20 protein-coding genes are annotated in these 19,212 nt (G+C 63.8%); 8 read left to right on the plus strand and 12 right to left on the minus strand.

Annotated features, from left to right (window positions below; all coding sequences use genetic code 11):
• Positions 1-15 precede the first annotated feature (15 nt).
• The 5 genes from ugpA (at position 16) to BM374_RS04850 (ending at position 3,824) form a co-directional block, all read left to right on the plus strand.
• Positions 16-897 (plus strand): sn-glycerol-3-phosphate ABC transporter permease UgpA, encoded by an 882-nt coding sequence (gene ugpA / locus BM374_RS04830; protein WP_092289448.1) that lies wholly within the window; start codon positions 16-18, stop codon positions 895-897.
• Positions 897-1,745, plus strand: coding sequence for a sn-glycerol-3-phosphate ABC transporter permease UgpE (gene ugpE, locus BM374_RS04835; protein WP_092289450.1), 849 nt, complete (start codon positions 897-899; stop codon positions 1,743-1,745). Before ugpA ends, ugpE begins: the two co-directional genes overlap by 1 nt.
• A 6-nt stretch (positions 1,746-1,751) precedes the next feature.
• Positions 1,752-2,837, plus strand: a complete 1,086-nt coding sequence (locus BM374_RS04840; protein WP_092289452.1) for a sn-glycerol-3-phosphate import ATP-binding protein UgpC — start codon at positions 1,752-1,754, stop codon at positions 2,835-2,837.
• A 237-nt stretch (positions 2,838-3,074) separates the two neighbouring features.
• Complete coding sequence (locus tag BM374_RS04845) at positions 3,075-3,500, plus strand: Hsp20 family protein (RefSeq protein ID WP_092289454.1); 426 nt, start codon at positions 3,075-3,077, stop codon at positions 3,498-3,500.
• A 51-nt stretch (positions 3,501-3,551) separates the two neighbouring features.
• Positions 3,552-3,824 (plus strand): BQ00720 family protein, encoded by a 273-nt coding sequence (locus tag BM374_RS04850; protein WP_092289456.1) that lies wholly within the window; start codon positions 3,552-3,554, stop codon positions 3,822-3,824.
• Positions 3,825-3,915: 91 nt separating this feature from the next.
• On the opposite strand, the gene BM374_RS04855 is transcribed toward BM374_RS04850, so the two are convergent.
• The 3 genes from BM374_RS04855 to BM374_RS04865 form a co-directional block, all read right to left on the minus strand.
• Positions 3,916-5,451 carry an AMP-binding protein gene (locus BM374_RS04855; RefSeq protein ID WP_092289458.1) on the minus strand — a complete coding sequence of 512 codons (1,536 nt, stop codon included), beginning with the start codon at positions 5,449-5,451 and terminating at the stop codon, positions 3,916-3,918.
• A 100-nt stretch (positions 5,452-5,551) separates the two neighbouring features.
• Complete coding sequence (locus BM374_RS04860) at positions 5,552-6,682, minus strand: DUF5938 domain-containing protein (protein ID WP_092289460.1); 1,131 nt, start codon at positions 6,680-6,682, stop codon at positions 5,552-5,554.
• Between the two features lie 35 nt (positions 6,683-6,717).
• A complete protein-coding gene (locus BM374_RS04865) occupies positions 6,718-7,521 on the minus strand; it encodes an SDR family NAD(P)-dependent oxidoreductase (RefSeq protein ID WP_092289462.1) in 804 nt (267 codons plus the stop codon).
• A 280-nt stretch (positions 7,522-7,801) separates the two neighbouring features.
• On the opposite strand from BM374_RS04865, the gene BM374_RS04870 reads away from it, so the two are divergent.
• Positions 7,802-8,440: a TetR/AcrR family transcriptional regulator gene (locus BM374_RS04870; protein WP_092289464.1), complete on the plus strand. Its 639-nt coding sequence runs from the start codon at positions 7,802-7,804 to the stop codon at positions 8,438-8,440.
• Between the two features lie 117 nt (positions 8,441-8,557).
• Here BM374_RS04870 and BM374_RS04875 read toward each other — a convergent pair whose 3' ends face one another.
• On the minus strand, positions 8,558-8,725 hold the full coding sequence (locus BM374_RS04875; RefSeq protein ID WP_244552526.1) for a tetratricopeptide repeat protein: 168 nt from the start codon (positions 8,723-8,725) through the stop codon (positions 8,558-8,560).
• A 150-nt stretch (positions 8,726-8,875) separates the two neighbouring features.
• Here BM374_RS04875 and BM374_RS04880 point away from each other — a divergent pair, with 150 nt between their 5' ends.
• Positions 8,876-9,370: a GNAT family N-acetyltransferase gene (locus BM374_RS04880; RefSeq protein WP_177248092.1), complete on the plus strand. Its 495-nt coding sequence runs from the start codon at positions 8,876-8,878 to the stop codon at positions 9,368-9,370.
• A gap of 33 nt (positions 9,371-9,403) precedes the next feature.
• Here the strand turns inward: BM374_RS04880 and ptsN are convergent, their stop codons facing one another.
• The 8 genes from ptsN to BM374_RS04920 all read right to left on the minus strand — a co-directional run bounded on the left by ptsN (position 9,404) and on the right by BM374_RS04920 (position 17,484).
• The gene (gene ptsN, locus BM374_RS04885; RefSeq protein ID WP_008141251.1) at positions 9,404-9,865 is read right to left on the minus strand and encodes a PTS IIA-like nitrogen regulatory protein PtsN; all 462 of its coding nucleotides are present in this window, start codon (positions 9,863-9,865) and stop codon (positions 9,404-9,406) included.
• Positions 9,866-10,086: 221 nt separating this feature from the next.
• Positions 10,087-10,698, minus strand: coding sequence for a ribosome hibernation-promoting factor, HPF/YfiA family (hpf, locus tag BM374_RS04890; protein WP_092289468.1), 612 nt, complete (start codon positions 10,696-10,698; stop codon positions 10,087-10,089).
• 84 nt (positions 10,699-10,782) lie between these two features.
• Complete coding sequence (rpoN, locus tag BM374_RS04895; RefSeq protein ID WP_092289470.1) at positions 10,783-12,408, minus strand: RNA polymerase factor sigma-54; 1,626 nt, start codon at positions 12,406-12,408, stop codon at positions 10,783-10,785.
• 90 nt (positions 12,409-12,498) lie between these two features.
• Positions 12,499-13,500: an LPS export ABC transporter ATP-binding protein gene (lptB, locus tag BM374_RS04900; protein WP_092289473.1), complete on the minus strand. Its 1,002-nt coding sequence runs from the start codon at positions 13,498-13,500 to the stop codon at positions 12,499-12,501.
• 221 nt (positions 13,501-13,721) lie between these two features.
• Positions 13,722-14,456, minus strand: coding sequence for an LptA/OstA family protein (locus BM374_RS04905; RefSeq protein ID WP_177248093.1), 735 nt, complete (start codon positions 14,454-14,456; stop codon positions 13,722-13,724).
• A gap of 5 nt (positions 14,457-14,461) precedes the next feature.
• A complete protein-coding gene (gene lptC, locus BM374_RS04910) occupies positions 14,462-15,181 on the minus strand; it encodes an LPS export ABC transporter periplasmic protein LptC (protein WP_092289477.1) in 720 nt (239 codons plus the stop codon).
• Positions 15,182-15,436: 255 nt separating this feature from the next.
• Complete coding sequence (locus tag BM374_RS04915; RefSeq protein WP_092289479.1) at positions 15,437-16,051, minus strand: ribonuclease D; 615 nt, start codon at positions 16,049-16,051, stop codon at positions 15,437-15,439.
• A gap of 107 nt (positions 16,052-16,158) precedes the next feature.
• On the minus strand, positions 16,159-17,484 hold the full coding sequence (locus BM374_RS04920; RefSeq protein WP_092289481.1) for a UbiA family prenyltransferase: 1,326 nt from the start codon (positions 17,482-17,484) through the stop codon (positions 16,159-16,161).
• Positions 17,485-17,726: 242 nt separating this feature from the next.
• On the opposite strand from BM374_RS04920, the gene BM374_RS04925 reads away from it, so the two are divergent.
• The gene (locus BM374_RS04925) at positions 17,727-18,998 is read left to right on the plus strand and encodes an MFS transporter (protein ID WP_092289483.1); all 1,272 of its coding nucleotides are present in this window, start codon (positions 17,727-17,729) and stop codon (positions 18,996-18,998) included.
• Positions 18,999-19,212 lie beyond the last annotated feature (214 nt).

Consider the following 19,212-nt stretch of genomic DNA (forward strand, 5'->3'; position numbering starts at 1 on the left):
CCGGCGCGACCCATCATGCAAAAGCAGGCCATTTTCCAATCAAAGCTGTTGCCGTACTTGCTAGTTGCTCCGCAGCTGGCAGTGGTTCTGATTTTCTTCTATTGGCCGGCCTTGCAGGCGGTGGTCCAGTCGTTCCTGCTGCAGGACGCGTTCGGTCTTTCGTCCAGCTTCGTCTGGTTCGACAACTACATCGAGCTGTTCAAGGACCCGGCTTACTTCGAGTCGATCATACGGACCTTCTTCTTCTCCTTTGCGATCGCGGTGTCGTCACTGTCGTTCGCGCTGCTGCTCGCGGTGATGGCGGACAAGCCGCTGCGCGGTGTGATGCTCTACCGCACGCTCCTGATCTGGCCTTATGCGGTGGCGCCGCCGGTCGTCGGCGTGCTCTGGATCTTCATGCTGCATCCCTCGCTCGGCGTGATCTCGCGATACTTGCGCGCCGCCGGCATCGACTGGAATCCGCTGCTCGACGGCAACCAGGCTGCGACGCTGATCATTCTCGCGGCGGCCTGGAAGCAGATCTCCTATAATTTCCTGTTCTTCCTCGCCGGCCTGCAGGCCATCCCGAAGAGCGTGTTCGAGGCCGCCGCGATCGACGGCGCGCGCCCGATGCGGCGGTTCTGGACCGTGACGTTCCCGCTGCTGTCGCCGACAATCTTCTTCCTCCTGGTCGTCAACATCGTCTACGCCTTCTTCGACACGTTCGGCATCATCGACACCATGACGCGCGGCGGTCCCGGCACGTCGACGGTGACGCTGGTCTACAAGGTCTATTCCGACGGCCTGCTCGGCGGCAATCTCGGCAGCTCGGCGGCGCAGTCGGTGATCCTGATGATCCTCGTCATCGTGCTCACGGGAATCCAGTTCCGCTTCGTCGAACGCAAGGTGACCTACTGATGGTCGAGCAAGAGGGCATACGGCGCTACGTCGCTCATATCATCCTCTGGATCGGGATCGCGATCGTCGCCTTCCCGGTCTACATCGCCATCGTCGCCTCGACCCAGGACAACGCGCTGATCGCCAACGGCCAGATGTCGCTGCTGCCCGGCGGGCACTTCTTCGAAGTCTACTACCAGACCATCTTCGTCGGCACGAGCGGCTCGACCCGCGAGCCCGTGGCCAACATGATGCTCAACTCGCTGATCATGGCGCTCTTGATCGCGGTCGGCAAGATCGCGATCTCGATCATCTCGGCCTATGCGATCGTGTATTTCCGCTTTCCGCTGCGGATGCCGATCTTCTGGCTCATCTTCATCACCTTGATGCTGCCGGTCGAGGTGCGTATCTATCCGACCTACAAGATCGTCGCCGATCTGAACATGCTCGACAGCTATGCGGGCCTCGCGCTGCCGCTGATCGCCTCGGCCACGGCGACGCTGCTGTTCCGTCAGTTCTTCATGACGGTGCCGGACGAATTGCTCGAGGCCTCGCGCATCGACGGCGCCGGCCCCTTGCGCTTCTTCTGGGACACGCTGCTGCCGCTGTCGCGCACCAACATGGCGGCGCTGTTCGTGATCCTGTTCATCCTCGGCTGGAATCAATATCTCTGGCCGCTGCTCATCACCACCCGCGACGACATGCAGACCATCCAGGTCGGCATCCGCAAGATGATCACCACCACCGACGCGCTGACCGAATGGCCGATCGTGATGGCGACCGCCGTGCTGGCGATGCTGCCGCCGGTGTTCGTCGTCGTCGCCATGCAGAAATTGTTCGTGCGCGGCCTGGTCGAGACGGAAAAGTGAGTTTTCATGGCTAACGTCACCCTGCGCAACGTCCGCAAGACCTACCTCGGCGGCTTCGAGGCGATCAAAGGCGTCAACGTCGATGTCGCCGACGGCCAGTTCTGCGTGCTGGTCGGCCCAAGCGGTTGCGGCAAGTCCACGCTGCTGCGCATGGTCGCAGGCCTCGAGACCGTCACCGGCGGCGAGATCGACATCGGCGGCCGCGTCGTCAACCAGATCGAGCCCGCCGATCGCGACATCGCGATGGTGTTCCAGAACTACGCGCTCTACCCGCATATGAGCGTCTTCAACAACATGGCCTACGGCCTGCGCAACCGCGGCATGGCGGAAGCCGAGGTCAAGAGCCGCGTCGAGGAAGCCGCCCGCGTGCTCGAGCTCTCGGCCATGTTGGAGCGCAAGCCGCGCCAGCTCTCGGGCGGCCAGCGCCAGCGCGTCGCCATGGGCCGCGCCATCGTGCGCCAGCCCAAAGTGTTCCTGTTCGACGAGCCGCTGTCGAATCTCGACGCCAAGCTGCGCATCGCGATGCGCGTCGAGATCCGAAAATTGCAGCGCCGGCTCAACACCACGTCGATCTACGTCACCCACGACCAGCTCGAGGCAATGACCCTCGCCGACATTCTCGTCGTGATGAACGGCGGCCAGGTCGAGCAGGTCGGCAATCCCCTTGCGATCTACGAGAAGCCGGCAACGACGTTCGTCGCCTCCTTCATCGGCGCGCCGCCGATGAACCTGATGTCGACACGCGCTGACGAGATCAAGTCGCAGCTCGGCGGCAGCGCCGGCGAGGCCGGCATCCTCGGCATCCGTCCTGAGGATTTCGTCATCACCGACCAGACGCCATCAGGCGGCGTCGCGATGTCCCTGACCGTGGAAGCGATCGAGCGCGTCGGCGCCGAGACCTTCGTCTACGGCGCCCGCGAGCAGGAGGACCAGCGCGTGGCCGCCACTCCGGGCGAGCTGCCGCCCGGCGAGGTCATCGTCCGCATTCCCGGAACCGACGCCCCCGCCATCGGCCAGAAGATCCGTGTCGCTGCTATCAGCTCCAAGCTGCATTTGTTCAGTGGTGACGGCCGCAAGCGGATCGAGGCCTGAGCAGGCGCCCGACCAAAGACGCGAAAACAACCCCATGCACAGTAGAGGGGGATCTGTTTTCGTTGAAATAAATCGTCCAGCACATTCGTGATGGTCGGGCGGCCGCGGAAGCAGTGAATCCAGAGCCCGGTGCTAGGTGCTTGAACCCGCACGGGAACATGCCCATATTGCTGACCAAGGGGTGCCTTTGTGGGGCCCCGACACACCAAAGTCGCTTCCGCGAGGACTTTGTAAACTATGTCTCGTGTTCCCACGTTATCCAGTCCGTTCCTTCTGGGCTTTGACGAGATCGAGCGCGTGCTCGACCGCGTCGTCAAAGGCGCCGACGGCTACCCTCCCTACAATATCGAGAGGTGCGACCGATCGGACGGCCAGCCCGAGCGCTTGCGCATCACGCTGGCGGTCGCCGGATTCACCCGCGACCAACTCGATGTAACCATTGAGGAAAACCAGCTCGTGATCCGCGGGCGGCAGCAGGAGGATAAGTCCCGGCAATACATCCATCGCGGCATCGCCGCGCGCCACTTCCAGCGCACCTTCGTGCTGGCGGAGGGGATGCTGGTGCTGGGTGCGGATCTGAAGAACGGGTTGTTGTCGATCGACCTGGCCCGGCCTGAACCGGAGAGGATCGTTAAGACAATCGCTATCAATGAGCACGAATAATGGAACGAGTAGCGGACTCGACCGCTTAGTTTCTGTGAAGGAGTCGAGACCATGAGTGAAGGTCACGTTGCGTTCGAATACGAAGCCAAGGCCGTCTCGCCCGAGACGCTGGCGACCCTCGGCGAGGGCCATATTGCCTATGTGAAGCAGATCCGCTCCGAGGACGTACCGGACCTGTTCCCTGAAGCTCCGAAGATTGCGCCTGGCCTCAAGCTATACGCGCTTCACGCCGCTGACGGCACGCCGATCATGCTGACCGACAGCCGGGAAGCCGCAATCGCCAACGCCTGGAGCAACGAGCTGCAAGCCGTCAGCGTGCACTGACACGCGCGTTTAACGCGCGCAATTGACGAATTCGAATACGCGGGCATGCCTTGATCGAGGTGGCCTGCGTATTTTTTGCGCCAGACGCTAGCTAGCCCGAACGATCTGCCAGCCGCGCGCGGATGTCCGGCTTCAGCACCTTGCCGACCTTGGAACGCGGAAGGTCGTCCCAGATCTCGATCTGCTTAGGTGTCTTGACGCTGCCGATCTGCTGCTTGACGAAAGCGGCCAATGCAGCCGCATCGATGCCTTGGCCGGCGCGCGGCTGCACCACCGCAACGAGCCGTTCACCCCATTTGTCGTCGGGCAGGCCGATGACGGCGCAATCCTGCACCGAGCCATGCGCGCGCAGTGCGTTCTCGACCTCGATCGAATAGACGTTGAACCCGCCGGTGATGATCATGTCCTTGGCGCGGTCGACGATGTAGAGATACCCGTCCCCGTCGATGTAGCCGACGTCGCCGGTGTGATGCCATCCATGCGCGGATGCCTCCGCCGTGGCCTCGGGATTTTTGTAGTATCCCTCCATCACGAGCGACCCGCGCACCACGATCTCGCCGCGCTCGCCTGATGGCAGCAAATTTCCATCCGCGTCCATGATGCCGGCCTGCACCAGCGGGCTGATACGCCCCGCCGACGAGAGCCGCTGCATCGCGATCGTGCCGTCGGCATTGTAGTGCTCGTCAGGCGCCATCATCGAAATCATCATCGGCGCCTCGGTCTGGCCGAACAACTGCGCCATCGGGCCGATCCGTCGCAGCGCTTCAGCAAGCCGCGTGGCCGAGATCGGGGCCGCGCCATACCAGAAGCATTGCAGCGAGTCGAGCTTCGCGCTGTCGAGCCTGGGATGATCGAGCAGCATGTAGATCACGGTTGGCGGCAGGAAGGTATGCGTGACGCCAAAGCGCTCGATCAGATCGAGGAATTCACCGATGTCGGGGTGATGCATGATCACGATGCGGCCGCCGAGCGTCATGATCGGAAAGCACAGCACGCCGGCGGCATGCGTCAGCGGCGCCAATGCGAGGTAGACCGGGCGCCCCTTGAACGGATACCCCATCAGCGTCAGGGCGGACATGGTCTCGATATTCCGGCCCGACAGCATGACGCCCTTCGGCTTTCCGGTGGTGCCGCCGGTGCCCGGAATCATCGCGAGGTCGTCGACCGGCGCACGCTGGTAGGGATCGTCGGCGAGACCGTCGAGCCAGCTGTCGAATGACGGCGCAAACGGCAGCTCGGCATCGATGCAGACCAGCACGCGCAGCTTCGGCAGGTCGGACCGGACCGCCGCCACCATCGGCGCGAAGCTCGAATGAAACAGCAGCGCGGAACAATCAAACTGGTCGAGGATGAATTTGTTTTCGGCCGCCTCGTTGCGGGGGTTGATCGGACACCAGACCGCGCCTGCGCGGGAAATGCCGAACACGCAAGCGAAAGCGAGCGGATCGTTTCCGGAGAGGATTGCGATCTTTTGGCCCGCAGCAATGCCCGACCGGTCGAGCCCGCGCGCGACCCGGTAGCTCAATCGCTGCACGTCGCGATAGCTGAGGTTGCGTCCCTCCATGGTGAGGCACGGCGCGTCAGCGCCGAGGGAAGCACCTTTGTCGAGATAGTCGATGAAGCGCATGGTCGCTCCTGAAGCATGAAGAGGTCAGGTTAGAGCCGCGCCGCGACGAAGGTCCACCTCTCCCTTGGGAGAGGTGAAGACCGATCGCCGCCACGTCTGCCTATTCGTTTACGGTGAGGATCGGCTTGCTGACCAGCCCGAAGCTGCGGAGCTGGCCGAGCAGCTCGTGATGGCCGAACGCCTGGCAGCCGGAGGCGAAGCCCACGCGCTTGGGCGCCTGCTGCAGCAGATGCGCGGCAGCATAGGCCTGCAACATCCCGGTCTGCTTGTAGTTGCTGTTGCCGTTGATGACACAGTGTGCGCGCCCCAGCGGACCGGAGGCATACACCGAATCCAGCGACTTGTTGACGCGCGGATTCTCGCGCGGCGGCATGGTATTCATGACGCCCGCGGCGGTCTGCGCCAATGCGGCGTAGCGGTGGTCGGGGTTCATGTCCTTGGTCGCCTCCAGCGCGGCGGCGACGATCTGCGGCACGCCCAGCATCAGTGCGCGGTTGAACACGCCGCCCAGCACTTTCACGTTGGCCACGCGCGGATCGCGCTTGAACCACACCGGGTGCGAGGTGCCGCCCCACGGCAGCGCCAGCGCCAGCTCATGTTGTCCCGGGATGGCGAGATTGGTGAGGCCGGCATCCACCTGGTGCTCGACATACTTGTTCTGCTCGAGGTAGTAGGCCTTGGCCATCGCGGCGTTGACCAGGATGGTCTGCGTCGAGGCGATGGTGGGGCTGCCGCCCCAGAACACGGCGATATCGAGCGTATCGAGGCCGGGCGTCTCAAGGCACAGCTGCGCGGCGATCTCGCCGGTGGTGTACATCTGCGCGATGCCGGGCGCCAGCAGCAGGCCGGCATTGGCGAACTTCGTGCCCCACTCCTGCTCGAGCGTGATCAGCCAGTCCTGCTCGCCTGTCGTGTCGGTGTAATGGCATCGGGACGCCCAACAGGCCTGCACCACCTCGCCGCCGAACTTGGCGAAGGGGCCTACCGTGTTGAGCACCACCGAGGCACCGTTGAACAACTCCGTCAATGCGCTCACGGTGTGTGGCACTTCCACCACCTCGTAGTCGGCGGTCTCGATACCGGCCACGTTCGCTTTCATCGCGGCATTGAGCTTCTCGGCGCTGCGGCCGGCGGCGATGAAGGGAATGTTGTACTCGCGTAAGTATTCGCAGACGAGACGGCCGGTGTAGCCGGAAGCACCATAGACGATGACGGGCTTCTTCGCGCTCATTGTGTTCCTCCAGAATTTTCGTTGTGACGATCTATCTACATGCCCATGCCGCCATCGACCGGCAGGCCGATGCCGGTGATGAAGCGCGCCTCGTTCGAGCACAGGAACACCGCGGCGTCGGCGATGTCGCCGACCTCCGCGAGCTTGCCGAGAGGCGTCTGCTCCACCACTGAGCCGACCGCGGCGTTGACGTCCGGCGCGAGGCCGATCTTCACGATGTCATTGGCGAGCTGCATGCCCATGTCGGTCGGGATCAGGCCCGGATAGATGCAGTTGACGCGCACGCCATAGCCGAGCTTGCCGGCTTCCATGGCCGCGACCCGCGTCATGCGATCGACCGCGGATTTGGTGCCGGAGTAGACCGCGATGCTCGGGAAGGCGATCGTCGCCGCGACGGAAGCGATGTTGACGACCGCACCGCCCTTGCCCGCCGGTCCGCCCGGGCGCATCGCGCGGAAGGCGTGCTTCATGCCGAGCACGGTACCGACGATGTTGACATCGCACATCCGACGCGCATCCTCGGCTCTGATCTCGCTGACCAGCGACGTAATCTCGATGCCGGCATTGTTGATAAGGATATCGTAGCCGCCGAGGGTGGCGACGGTCTTGGCCACCGCCCGCTCCCATTGCGCGTCGTCGGTGACGTCGAGCTGGACGAAACCGGTCGCGACATCGTCCTTCGCGATTGCGTCCGCGGTGGCGCGGCCGGCCTCCTCCAGGATGTCAGCGATCATGATCGAGGCGCCGGCGCGCGCCAATGCCTGCGCGATCGCCGCGCCGATCCCTCGGGCACCGCCGGTGACCAGGGCTTTCCTGCCTGCAAGGCTCTTCCCACTCATGACGCACTCCTCCGTTGCTGGTGATTGATTCGTGCTGCGCCAACAGGCGCGCGCCAGATCGATGGGCGCGGAGCTTTGGGCCGCACCCAGCGAAGCGTTCCTCCATGATCGAGCGTCTTGACGACTGTCCAAATTGTTGGTGCGAAACCTCCGCCAGAAACTTGACACTTGTCAAGAACGAATTTGACAGTTGTCAAAGAAAGTGGTTCTGAGAGCTGGAGCTATCAGGCGGTCGGCGCGGTATAAGTCCTTGAAAGAACGGGACTGAGGAAGGAACGAGATGGCGCGGCAGGTGACGGGAGCGGCCCGGCGTGTGACGGAAGCGGCCGAGGTGCTGCGCGACGAGAAGTTCAACGCCCGGCGCATCGAGCTTGCCGAAGCCGCGCTCGAAACGCTTGGAGATCTCGGCTTCGCACGCACCAGCCTGCGCGAGATCGCGCAGAACTCCGCGTTCACGCACGGCGTGTTCCACTATTACTTCAGCGACAAGCTCGACCTGATCTGCTGCTGCGTCCGCCACTACAAGGCGAAGTGCGTGACGCGCTATGACGAGGTCGTCGCGACGGCAACGAGCCGCGACGAATTGACGGAGGGCTTCCTCGCCAAGCTTGCGGCCACGCTGCAGAACGAGGCCCGCATGCACCGGCTTTGGTACGATTTGCGCGCGCAGGCGATGTTCGAGACGGCGTTTCGCAAGGATGTGCTGGAGATCGACAAGAGCCTGGAGGCCATGATCTGGCGCATCGCCTCGCGCTATGCCGAGCTCGGCGGCAAGCGACCGGTGTCGTCGCCGGCCGCGCTCTATGCCCTGTTCGACGGCCTGTTCCAGAGTGCGCTGCTCAGGCACCTCGCGGATGACAAGACGGCGATTCCCGAACTGCTCGACGAAGTCAGGCGCCTGTTGCCGACAGTCTGTTGAGGCAGGCGACTCTCGGGTCCCGGACGCGCTGCAGCGTGCAACGCTGCTGCGCAGAGCCGGGAACCAAGTGCAACATGCATAACGTGGAGACGTGGGCTCCGGCCCTGCAGCCCACCGTTAAAGAAACGCTGCGTCCGGGGCACGAACGCGAGAACGCGCTCGTTCGAAACCGTTCAGCGCACGCTTGGCGTCGGACATCATCATGTAGAGCAGGCCGCGATTGGCCAGGGTATCCTGGTTCTTCGGATCGATTCGAAGCGCCTCGTTGTAGTCGGGCGAGCGCACGATCGTGCTCTCCCAATTCGTGATAGGCAGCGGCGGATCGAGCAGAACCGTCTGGAACGAGTATACTTTCACACGGAGGCGTGGCCGTTTCGATTTGCGCTACGGCTGCTACACAGCTACGGCTGCTACACGATGGTTATGAATCAGCACATGCCTATCGCGATTGCGACGTCCGAGCTGTCATCTGGCGCGACGCTGGGGGATGCAATGCTGGCGCTCAACAACAGCCACGCAGAGGAGCTGTCATGGCTCGAACGCGAGCGGCTGAATGATCTCGTTGCACAAGCCTTCTATGCGCGCAGGATCGGCCATCTCGATGCCTTCATGATCGCGCTGGATCAGGACGGACACTACGACAGCCCGAACTTCCAGTGGTTTCGATCCCGCTACGCGCGCTTTGTCTATGTCGACCGGATCGTGGTCTCCGCGTCCGCACGAGGCAAGGGATGCGCGCGCCGGCTTTATATCGACTTGTTCGACCGCGCCGCCAGGGCCGGACACCATCAGATCGTCTGCGAAGTTAATCGCGAGCCGCCGAATCCGGCGTCGGATGCCTTTCACGCCGCGTTGGGATTTACCGAGGTCGGCAGCGCGAGCATTCACAATGGCAGCAAGACGGTGCGCTATCTCTCACGCACGCTCTAGTCTAGGCACGCAACGGAAGCGGATGAGAAGGCCTTACGCCGCGGTGGCCGGTGGCAGGGCCAGCACCGAGTAGATCGCCTGGGCATCGCGCGAGGCGCGAAGCTTCTTGGCGATGTCCTGGTCGCGCAGGAGACGGGCGATGCGGGCGAGTGCCTTGAGATGATCGGCGCCGGCGCCTTCGGGAGCGAGCAACAAAAAGACGAGATCAACCGGTTGGCCGTCCATCGCCTCGAAATCGATCGGGCGATCGAGCCGGGCGAACAGGCCAAAGATCTTTTCGAGCTTGGGCAGCTTGCCGTGCGGGATGGCAACGCCGTAACCGACGGCGGTGGTGCCGAGCTTCTCGCGCTGGAGCAGCACCTCGAACACGGAGCGCTCGTTCTGCCCGGTCAGCTCGGCGGCCTTGGCCGCGAGTTCCTGGAGCGCCTGCTTCTTGCTGTTGACCTTCAATGCCGGGAGAATCGCCTCGGGCGCGACCAGATCGGTAATCGGCATGGAAGTCTTCCGAGGTGAATGAAGCCGTCAGGTTCCGAATTGGCCAACTTGATAGACCAAGCTGAGCCGGCGTCAATAACATGAAGCAGGAGGCGCACTTAGCCCCGTTCCAAGATGTGGGGCGCTTCTACTCCAACGCAATCCCGGTGCCAACTGCCGCGTACGGCTTTGTCCCGGTCATTGTTTGAAGGTCGTGGTTCCTACGGGGTCCGGTTTCGATCCTAATCGCCCGCTTTGCCGTCCGGTCTCGCACCCGGCGGGTCGATCCAGCCGACATTGCCGTCGGCCCGGCGGTAGATGATGTTCACCCGACCCGAGGAGCCATGCTGGAATACCAGGCAGGGTGCCCCGCTGAGGTCGAGTTCCATGACGGCTTCGCTCACCGACATCTGCTTCAGCGATGTCGTGGCCTCGGCGATGATGACCGGGCTGTAACCGGTGACCTCGTCCTCGTCATCCCCCTCGCCAGGGGCTTCCAGCACGTAAGCCGTGGCGTCGAGGGCAGCCAGGGCCGCGGAGGCAACATGGGCCTTGCGGGCCGAGCGATCCTTGAGCCGGCTCTTGTAACGCTTGAGCCGCTTCTCGATCATGATCAGCGCCTGGTCGGCGCTGGCATAGGCGTCCGGCGCATTTGAATCGGCCTCGAGCGTGATTCCCGAATCCAGATGCAGCGCGCAATCGGTGCGGAAGCCGAAGCCGTCCTTGGATAGCGTGATGTGGCCGGAATAATTGCCGTCGAAATATTTGCGCAGGACCTCTTCAGTCCGGTCGGTCACGCGGCCACGCAGGGCCTCGCCGACGCTGACGCTCTTGCCCGAAATGCGAAGAGTCATGTGATGCCTCGCTTGGTTCAATCGGCCTAGCTTGGATCGGTCGCGATGGGAGGGTGAGAGTAGCGCGATTTCGCGCCAGCGCAATCAGGCCGGCTCGGGATTGCGGGAGCGATCGGACAATGCGGTGGAGAGGACGTTACCAAGAGCGCTCTGCTTGTCGCGACGGCGTTGCACCGAGGAGGGAATGCGCATGGCTTCGCGGTACTTCGCGACCGTGCGGCGGGCAATATCAATGCCCGAAGCGCGTAACCGTTCCACGATCGTGTCGTCGGACAGGATCGCTGACGGCTCTTCCGAATCGATCAGCTGCTTGATGTGGTGGCGTACGGCTTCGGCCGAATGCGCCTCGCCGCCGTCGGCCGAGGCGATCGAAGCCGTGAAGAAATATTTCAGCTCGAACGTCCCGCGATTGGTCGCCATGTATTTGTTGGCGGTGACACGCGAGACCGTGGATTCGTGCATCTGGATGGCATCGGCGACGGCCTTCAGATTCAGCGGCCGCAGGTGCGCGACGCCATGGGTGAAGAAGCCGTCCTGCTGGCGCACGATCTCGGTTGCAACTTTCAGGATGGTGCGGGCGCGCTGGTCCAGCGCGCGCACCAGCCAGGTCGCGTTCTGCAGCGCGTCGGTGAAATAGGATTTGTCGCCGTCCTTGCCGATCTTCTTCGACAGCTCGGAATAGTAGGTCTGATTCACCAAGACGCGCGGCAAGGTGTCGCTGTTGAGCTCGACATGCCAGCCGCCATCCGGACCCGGACGGACATAGACGTCGGGCACCATGGTCTGGAGCCGCGCCGAGCCGAACTTCATGCCGGGCTTGGGATTGAGACGCCTGATCTCGCCGATCATGTCGGCGATGTCCTCGTCGTCGACGCCGCAGAGCTTGCGCAAGGCAGCGATGTCGCGCTTGGCGAGGAGATCGAGGTGCTCGACCAGCGCCTGCATGGCGGGATCGTAGCGGTCGAGCTCACGGAGCTGGATCGCCAGGCATTCGCTCAAATTGCGCGCGCACACGCCGGGCGGATCGAATTTTTGCAGCACGGCAAGAACGTCATCGACGTCCTTTTGCGATGCGCCAAGCCGTTCGGCGGCCTGCCCGAGATCTGGCGGCAGGTAGCCGGCTTCATCGACGAGGTCGATCAGATACTGGCCGATCATGCGCTGCGCCGCGCCGGTGAAGGCCACCGACAGCTGCTCGGCCAGATGGTCGGACAATGTTGTCTCGGCCGCGACAAAAGCTTCGAGATTGTAGTCTTCGTCACCCGAGGCGCCGCCGCCCCATTCGGTGTAGGTGGTCGGCGCGGCGTCCTGGGCGTTGCGCACAGCCGCCTCGGCCGGCTCCTCGGAGAAGACGTTGTCCAGGCCTGTGTCCAGGGTCTGCTCGATCTCGGCGCGGGTGCCGAGATCCTTGCTCATCCATTCTTCCTGGCCGGGCTCGAAGGCGTCGCCACTGCCGCCAAAGCCGTCAGCGTCGCCCGAACCGCTCGAATCCTCGCCATCCCGGTCGCTGAACTGACCGGCCTCGGCCGGAGCCTCGCCGCCGGCCTCGTCACTCGCCCGCTCCAACAGGGGGTTGCGCTCGAGTTCCTCCTCCACGAAGGTCGTGAGATCGAGATTCGACAGTTGCAGCAGCTTGATGGCCTGCATCAACTGCGGCGTCATCACCAGCGACTGGGACTGCCGGAACTCTAATCTCTGCGTCAGGGCCATCGAAGCAAGAACCGATCCAAAAGTTGGTCCGATTTTTGCTTATCTTAGTCTGAGCCCGATGTACACGCCTTGACGAAACGCAAAAAAGGGCTAGAGGCGGAATTCCTCGCCAAGGTAAAGCCGGCGGACATCGGGATCGGCGACGATCTCGTCCGGGGTGCCCTCCGTCAGGATTTCACCGGCATAGACGATGTAGGCGCGGTCGGTGAGGCCGAGCGTCTCACGCACATTGTGGTCGGTGATCAGCACGCCGATGCCGCGGTTGGTGAGATGGCGGACGAGGTCCTGGATGTCGCCGACCGCGATCGGATCGATGCCGGCAAAGGGCTCGTCAAGCAGCATGTAGTTCGGACGCGTCGCCAGCGCGCGCGCGATCTCGACGCGGCGGCGCTCGCCACCGGACAGCGCGATCGACGGGGATTTTCGCAGGCGCGTGATGTTGAATTCGTCGAGCAGCGAATCGAGCTGCTGCTCGCGCTTCTTGCGCGAGGGCTCGACCACTTCGAGCACGGCGCGGATGTTCTGCTCGACGGTGAGGCCGCGGAAGATCGAAGCCTCCTGCGGCAGATAGCCGATGCCGAGCCGCGCGCGCTGATACATCGGCAGTTTCGTGACGTCGTGGCCGTCGAGCTCGATCGCGCCGCGATCGGCCTTGATCAGGCCAGTGATCATGTAGAACACGGTGGTCTTGCCGGCGCCGTTCGGACCAAGCAGGCCGACCGCCTCGCCGCGGCGGACATAGATGCTGACGCCGCGCACCACCTGGCGGCTGCCAAAGCTCTTTTCCACGCTATGCACAGCCAGGAAGCCCGGCCGCCGCAACAGCTGCACGCCGCCCGAACCATTGGTATTGGCGCTGGATCTGGCCCTGGGAGGCTGCGCCGGGGCCGGCCGCGATCGCGGCGGAGCCTCGATGCCGTAGGGATCGGCGGCCTGCATGGACTGATCACGGGCAATCAGCGGCGCATCCCGCACCGGGCTCGGCACCAGGCCACCGACGCTGTCACCGAGGGCGGTGATGTCCTGACGGGCAAATCCTGGCCGGCCGCGCTTGGCGGGGCGCCGACGGAACATGCTGAAGAGATCGACCATCCCCGCCTTCTAGCCTTCTACTGACCCTGCGCGGTACTCGCGCGGTCTGCCGCGCCGGCCTCTCGATTCGCCGACGCAGCATGAATGAAGGGATGTCTCATGCCCAGTGAAACACGCCCGAAAAGCGGCGGACCCCGCTTCGAAAGCCCTGCGCGCTAGATACAGTCTCATCACGCAAGCTTCAACCTCGGATCGATCGCATCAGGGCCAAGCGATTGAATTTACTTCTGTTTAGTTCCGCCGGGCAACTGCAGCGGCGAACCTGCGCCGGCGGGCCCCGGGGCCACGGGCGTTCCGCATTTGCCGTTCGAGCCGCCTTGGGTCTGGATGAACATGCCCTGCACCTTGCCGTTGTCGGCCTCCACCCGGGAGACGCCGGTGGTCATGTCGACCATGAGGCGGTCGCCGCGCAGCACGTTCTGACATTGGGTCAGCACCACCTTGCCTCCAGCCCCGCCGAGCATGGTGATGAGGTTGGTCTTTGTGTCGAACACGGCGGTCTCGCCGGTCACGACCTGATCCTTCTGGGTGACCACGACGTTGCCGCGTGCTTCCAGCCGCTTGATCGAGGAGGCGCCGCCCGGCCCAGGCGTCGCGGATTGCATCGGCGCCGCCTTCTGGCCTTTTGCAGGCGCCGCCTGCGGCGCGGCCTGCTTGTCGCTGCTCGATTCGTAGAACACCACCAGCGTCTTCGAGGTCATGGTGGTGTCGCCCTGCACCACCTTCACATTGCCGGAGAAGGTCGCCTCCTTCTTCTTGTCGCGCATCTCGAGCGAGGCCGCTTCGATCTCGATCGGTTGATCGCGGTTCTGCGAAAAACCCTGCATGGCGTTCGGCACGCCCTGCATGGCGCCTTGCGCGCGCACCGCATCCGTTGCGCTCAGCGCGAGGCCGGCGACAAGCCCAGCCACAGGGAGGAACGCGCACCATTTGTGACGCGGGAAAATACTGGCCATGAAAATCACTTTGAGTTCGCAGATTTGTTCCTGGACTTCGGAGGCGGCGCGGGCTGCTCGACGGGAGCGGGCGCCACCTCATCCGTGCTGATCTTGTCCAGATGCATCACCACGTTGCCTTCGAAACGAACGACGTCACCGCCTTCCGTGATGCGCAGCCGGTCGGCGGTGAGCGTACCGTTGGTCAGCTTGACATCGACACGCTCGTCCGAAGAGACCGTGCCCTTGTTCATGTCGACGAAAGCCGAGTTCAGCCGCGCCTCATAGCCGGTCGAGGTGCGCAGGAAGATGTCCTTGTGCAGGTCGAGCTGCTGCTGCTTGTTGTCGAAGCGGCCGGTGCGGGCATCGAGCAGCAGGGTCGACCTGTCTTCCATCAGCACCTTTGCGCGCAGATCGGCGAGATCGACATGGTCAGGATCCGTGATGTCCTGCGTCGCGGTCTTGGCCCAGAGCTCGTAGGGTCGCTGGTCCGGCGTGAAGCCGGAGAGGTGCGGCGTTTCCATCGTGATCTTGGTGCCCGTGACCACGAGATTTCCGGAGTCGAGCTTGATGGGGATCTTGAAGGGATTGAGGAAGGTCGAGACCGCGACGATCGCCGCCAGTGACGCGGCCACCGTCGCCGGGACCGCGATACGCAAAATCCTCACCAGGCGGCTATGGCGAGCCGCGCTGGCAAACTTCGCCGCAAGCTCGGCGTCGTAAGTGGGATTGTGGGCCGAATTCACCTGATCTCCAGGGTGCCGCTCGCCTTGTCCGGTTGAAAGACCGCGCCATTGTACCCGGCAACGTCCGAATATGCAGCCTTAGACAGGTCAGCCTTGGACATGTCAGCCTTGGAGAGGCAGCAGGAAAGTGTCCGAAACGGGGCGCTGGCCCCCTGCCCCGTTGCATGCCGTCATTCTGGGGCGATGCAAAGCATAGCAAACTCGAGATTCCGGGTTCGGCCCTTTGAGCCGCCCCGGAATGACATCGAAACCGCCTCAGGAATGCGCAAAAATGTCCTCTTCCTCCCAGCCCTGGAGGTCGAGCAGACAGCGGGTCGGCAGGAAGTCGAAACAGGACTTCGCGAGCTGGGCGCGGCCCTCCCGGACCAGCATGGCGTCCAGCCGCTCGCGCAGGGCATGCAAGTGCAACACGTCGGAGGCGGCATAGGCGAGCTGCGGCTCGGTCAGGCTGTCGGAACCCCAATCGCTGGACTGCTGCTGCTTGGAGAGATCGACATTGAGCACCTCGCGGACGAGGTCCTTGAGGCCATGGCGGTCGGTATAGGTGCGGGTCAGGCGGGAGGCGATCTTGGTGCAGTAGATCGGCCCGGTCATCACACCGAAGGTCTGGTACAGCACCGCGACGTCGAATCGGGCGAAATGAAAGATCTTCGTGTTGGCGGGATTGGCAAGCAGCGCCTTCAGGTTCGGCGCATCGGTGTGTCCCTTGGGGATCTGCACCACGTCGGCGCTGCCGTCGCCCGGCGACAGCTGGACCACGCAGAGCCTGTCGCGATGCGGATTCAGGCCCATGGTCTCGGTGTCGATCGCGACCGCGCCGGTGTAGCGGGAAAGATCAGGCAGGTCGCCGCGATGCAGGCGTACGGTCATGGCGTTTCAAACCCTTGAATCGAATCGGTCGGTCGGCGGCATAGGCTCGACGGATGGATCGCGATTTAGCCACTGCGGGCGGGCCGCGCAAGCTGCCGATGGCGGTCTCAGATCGCCGCCAGCATGATGCAGACCATCGCCGCCACGGTGGTGCGGCTGGCGCCGTCCCGGAAGGCATACAGAATCGGATCGTCAGGCATCTCGCGCCGATGCGCGATCATCAGCGCCCGGCCGAACCAGTAGAGCAGCAAAGGCGCGAGCAGCCAGAGCATCCAGGGGCGGCTATAGAGCGGCGTCACCGCGGAGGAGGAGACGTAGAGCGCGAACACCGTCACCGCGTTCATGGCGCTCGCAGCCGCCATCGCGGCGATGATATGCAGGTCGCTGATGCGGTAGTCGCGGTTGGAGGGATCGGCGAGGCCCTCGCCCTGGCGCATGCTGAGCTCGCTGAAGCGCTTGATCAGCGCGAGCGAGGTGAACGCGAACAGCGAGAACACCATCAGCCATTCCGACAGCACGACGCCAGCGGCAACCGCGCCGGCGACGATGCGCAAGGAATAAAGGCCGGCCAGCGTGACGACGTCGACCAGCATCTTGCGCTTGAGCACGAGCGAATAGGCGATGGTGGTGGCGAGATAGGCGGCGAGCACGCCGAGGAAGCTGGCTGAGATGCAGAGGCTGGCAACGAGCGCGAAGCCCCACAGCACAGGGATCGCCGAGAGCGCCGACGAGATCGGCAAATCGCCCGTCGCGAGCGCGCGATGGCGCTTGGTCGGGTGCTGGCGATCGGCGGCGAGATCGAGCAGGTCGTTCATCAGATAGGCGCCGGATGCGCAGGCCGAGAACGCCAGGAACGCCAGCAGCGTCGCGCCGAGCGTGGCAAGATTGATCTGATGCGCGGTGATGACGGGCACGAACAGCAGCGTGTTCTTGGCGTATTGATAGACCCGCAGCGCCTTGGCCCAGATCTTCAGGTTTGCGCGGCCGCGGCTGACGCGATCGATGCGCGCGATCGATGCGCGATCGAACGGCAGGTGATCGCCGACGGCGAGATCAGAAGGCGTCACGACGCCGTCGAAGCCGAGATGCGCGGCGATGCCGGCGGCATGAGAGGCAAAGCGGCCCGCGACCAGAAAGATCTTCGCGCCCCGCGCCCGCGCCGCCAGCGCCTGGTTCAACACATCGGCATCGTAGGGCAGGTGGGCATAGTCGAGCTCGGCCCGCGCCAGGATTTCGGTGAGCGCCGCCATCCCGGCACGGCCGCCCGCGCCGAACCGGGCCAGCATGCGGGCGGGACTACTGAACAGCGCCTCCATCAGCAGCTCCGAGCGCAGCAGCGCGCCTTCGAGATCGATCACGAGCGTGCGAGCCGGCGCCGAAGCGATCTGCGGCGCGGCCTCGCGCGAATCGTACTGCCTGACGGGCTGCTCCATCCGAAAACGCTCTGACTGACCGCGACACGGCCGGAAATGGGCTGGGAGGCGGGAAAAGGACGGCCGCGAGCCTAGGCGGCATTGGCTAAGGGCGGCTTAACCGGGGCGGCCACCGCGCTGTTGCACGGATCCCACATTCCGGCGCGGTCGCGATATACCAGCGGAACTTGATGCACGCGCCGGTGGAAATCGCCCACGCCGACCCTATCTGAGGCCAGCTTCCCCATCACGCCTCAGGTGCCATGACAGACCAGACGCTCGCCGCGCCGATCGACGATCAGCAGGAACGCCAGCGCGGCTTTACGCGCTACCAGTCGCTCCTGGTGGCGCTGCTCGCCTTCGCGCAGTTCACCATCATTCTCGACTTCATAATCATGTCGCCGCTCGGCGCCATCATGATGCCCTCGCTCGACATCACCGCCGCACAATTCGGCGTGGCGGTGTCGGCCTATGCGTTCAGCGCCGGATTGTCCGGCATCCTGGCGGCCGGCTTTGCCGACCGGTTCGATCGCAAGCGGCTGCTGCTGTTCTTCTATACCGGTTTCACCCTCGGCACCGCGCTCTGCGCGATCGCCCAGGATTACCATGTGCTGCTGATCGGCCGCGTCGTGACCGGATTGTTCGGGGGCGTGATCGGCTCGGTCGTGCTCGCCATCGTCACCGACCTGTTTCCGCTGCATTTGCGCGGCCGCGTGATGGGATTCGTCCAGACCGCCTTTGCCGCGAGCCAGGTGCTCGGCGTGCCGGCAGGACTGTTTCTCGCCAATCACTGGAGCTGGCACGTCTGCTTTGCCGCGATCGTCGGCCTTGCGATCGTGACCATCGCCATCATCGCCTTCGCCATGGAGCCGGTCGATGCGCATCTGAAGCTGAAGCAGGACAGAAACCCGTTCCACCATCTGGTCGCGACGGTATTCGAGCCACGCTACACGCTGGCCTTCTGCGTCACGACCTTGCTGGCGACCGGCGGCTACATGCTGATGCCGTTCTCCAGCGCCTTCACCGTGAACAATATCGGCATCGACATCGTGCATCTGCCGACGATCTATCTGGTCTCCGGCCTGTTCAGCATCGTCACCGGGCCGCTGGTCGGCCGCGCGGCCGACACCTTCGGCAAATACCCGACCTTCGTGTTCGGCTGCGCGATGACCGTCCTCATGGTGCTGATCTACACTCATCTCGGCCACGTCTCTCTGGTGACCGCGATCACCGTCAACGTGCTGCTGTTCATCGGCATCTTCTCGCGCATGATCCCGTCGCAGGCGGTGATGTCGGCGATCCCCGATCCCAGCCAGCGCGGCGCGTTCAGCGCCATCAGCGCCTCGCTGCAGCAGCTCTCGGGCGGCCTCGGCTCGGTGCTCGCGGCTGCGATCATCTCGCAACAACCCGACGGCTCGCTGCTCCATTTCGAGCGGATCGGCTACGTGGTTGTCACGACCACGCTCATCACGCTGGTGGCGATGTATTTCGTGCAGAAGGGGGTGGCGGAGCGGGCGGGGAAAAGGGTGGTGTGAGGGGAGGCGGGGGGTGGCCAGGCTGATGGCTACGAACGGCCCTTCCAAACCGCTGCTTTGGGCACGGCCATCGACCGTAACATTTTCCCTCGAGGACGTTGCTGCCGTAGCAGAGTGGCGCCGGATCTGCCGAAGCAAATTACGGGCGGCCGCGAAATAGTTGCAGTCCTCGTGCTTTGCGTGTGTATTGGCGCCTTGACAATTTGATATGATC

Source organism: Bradyrhizobium sp. Ghvi, assembly GCF_900115265.1.
Taxonomy (GTDB): Bacteria; Pseudomonadota; Alphaproteobacteria; order Rhizobiales; family Xanthobacteraceae; genus Bradyrhizobium.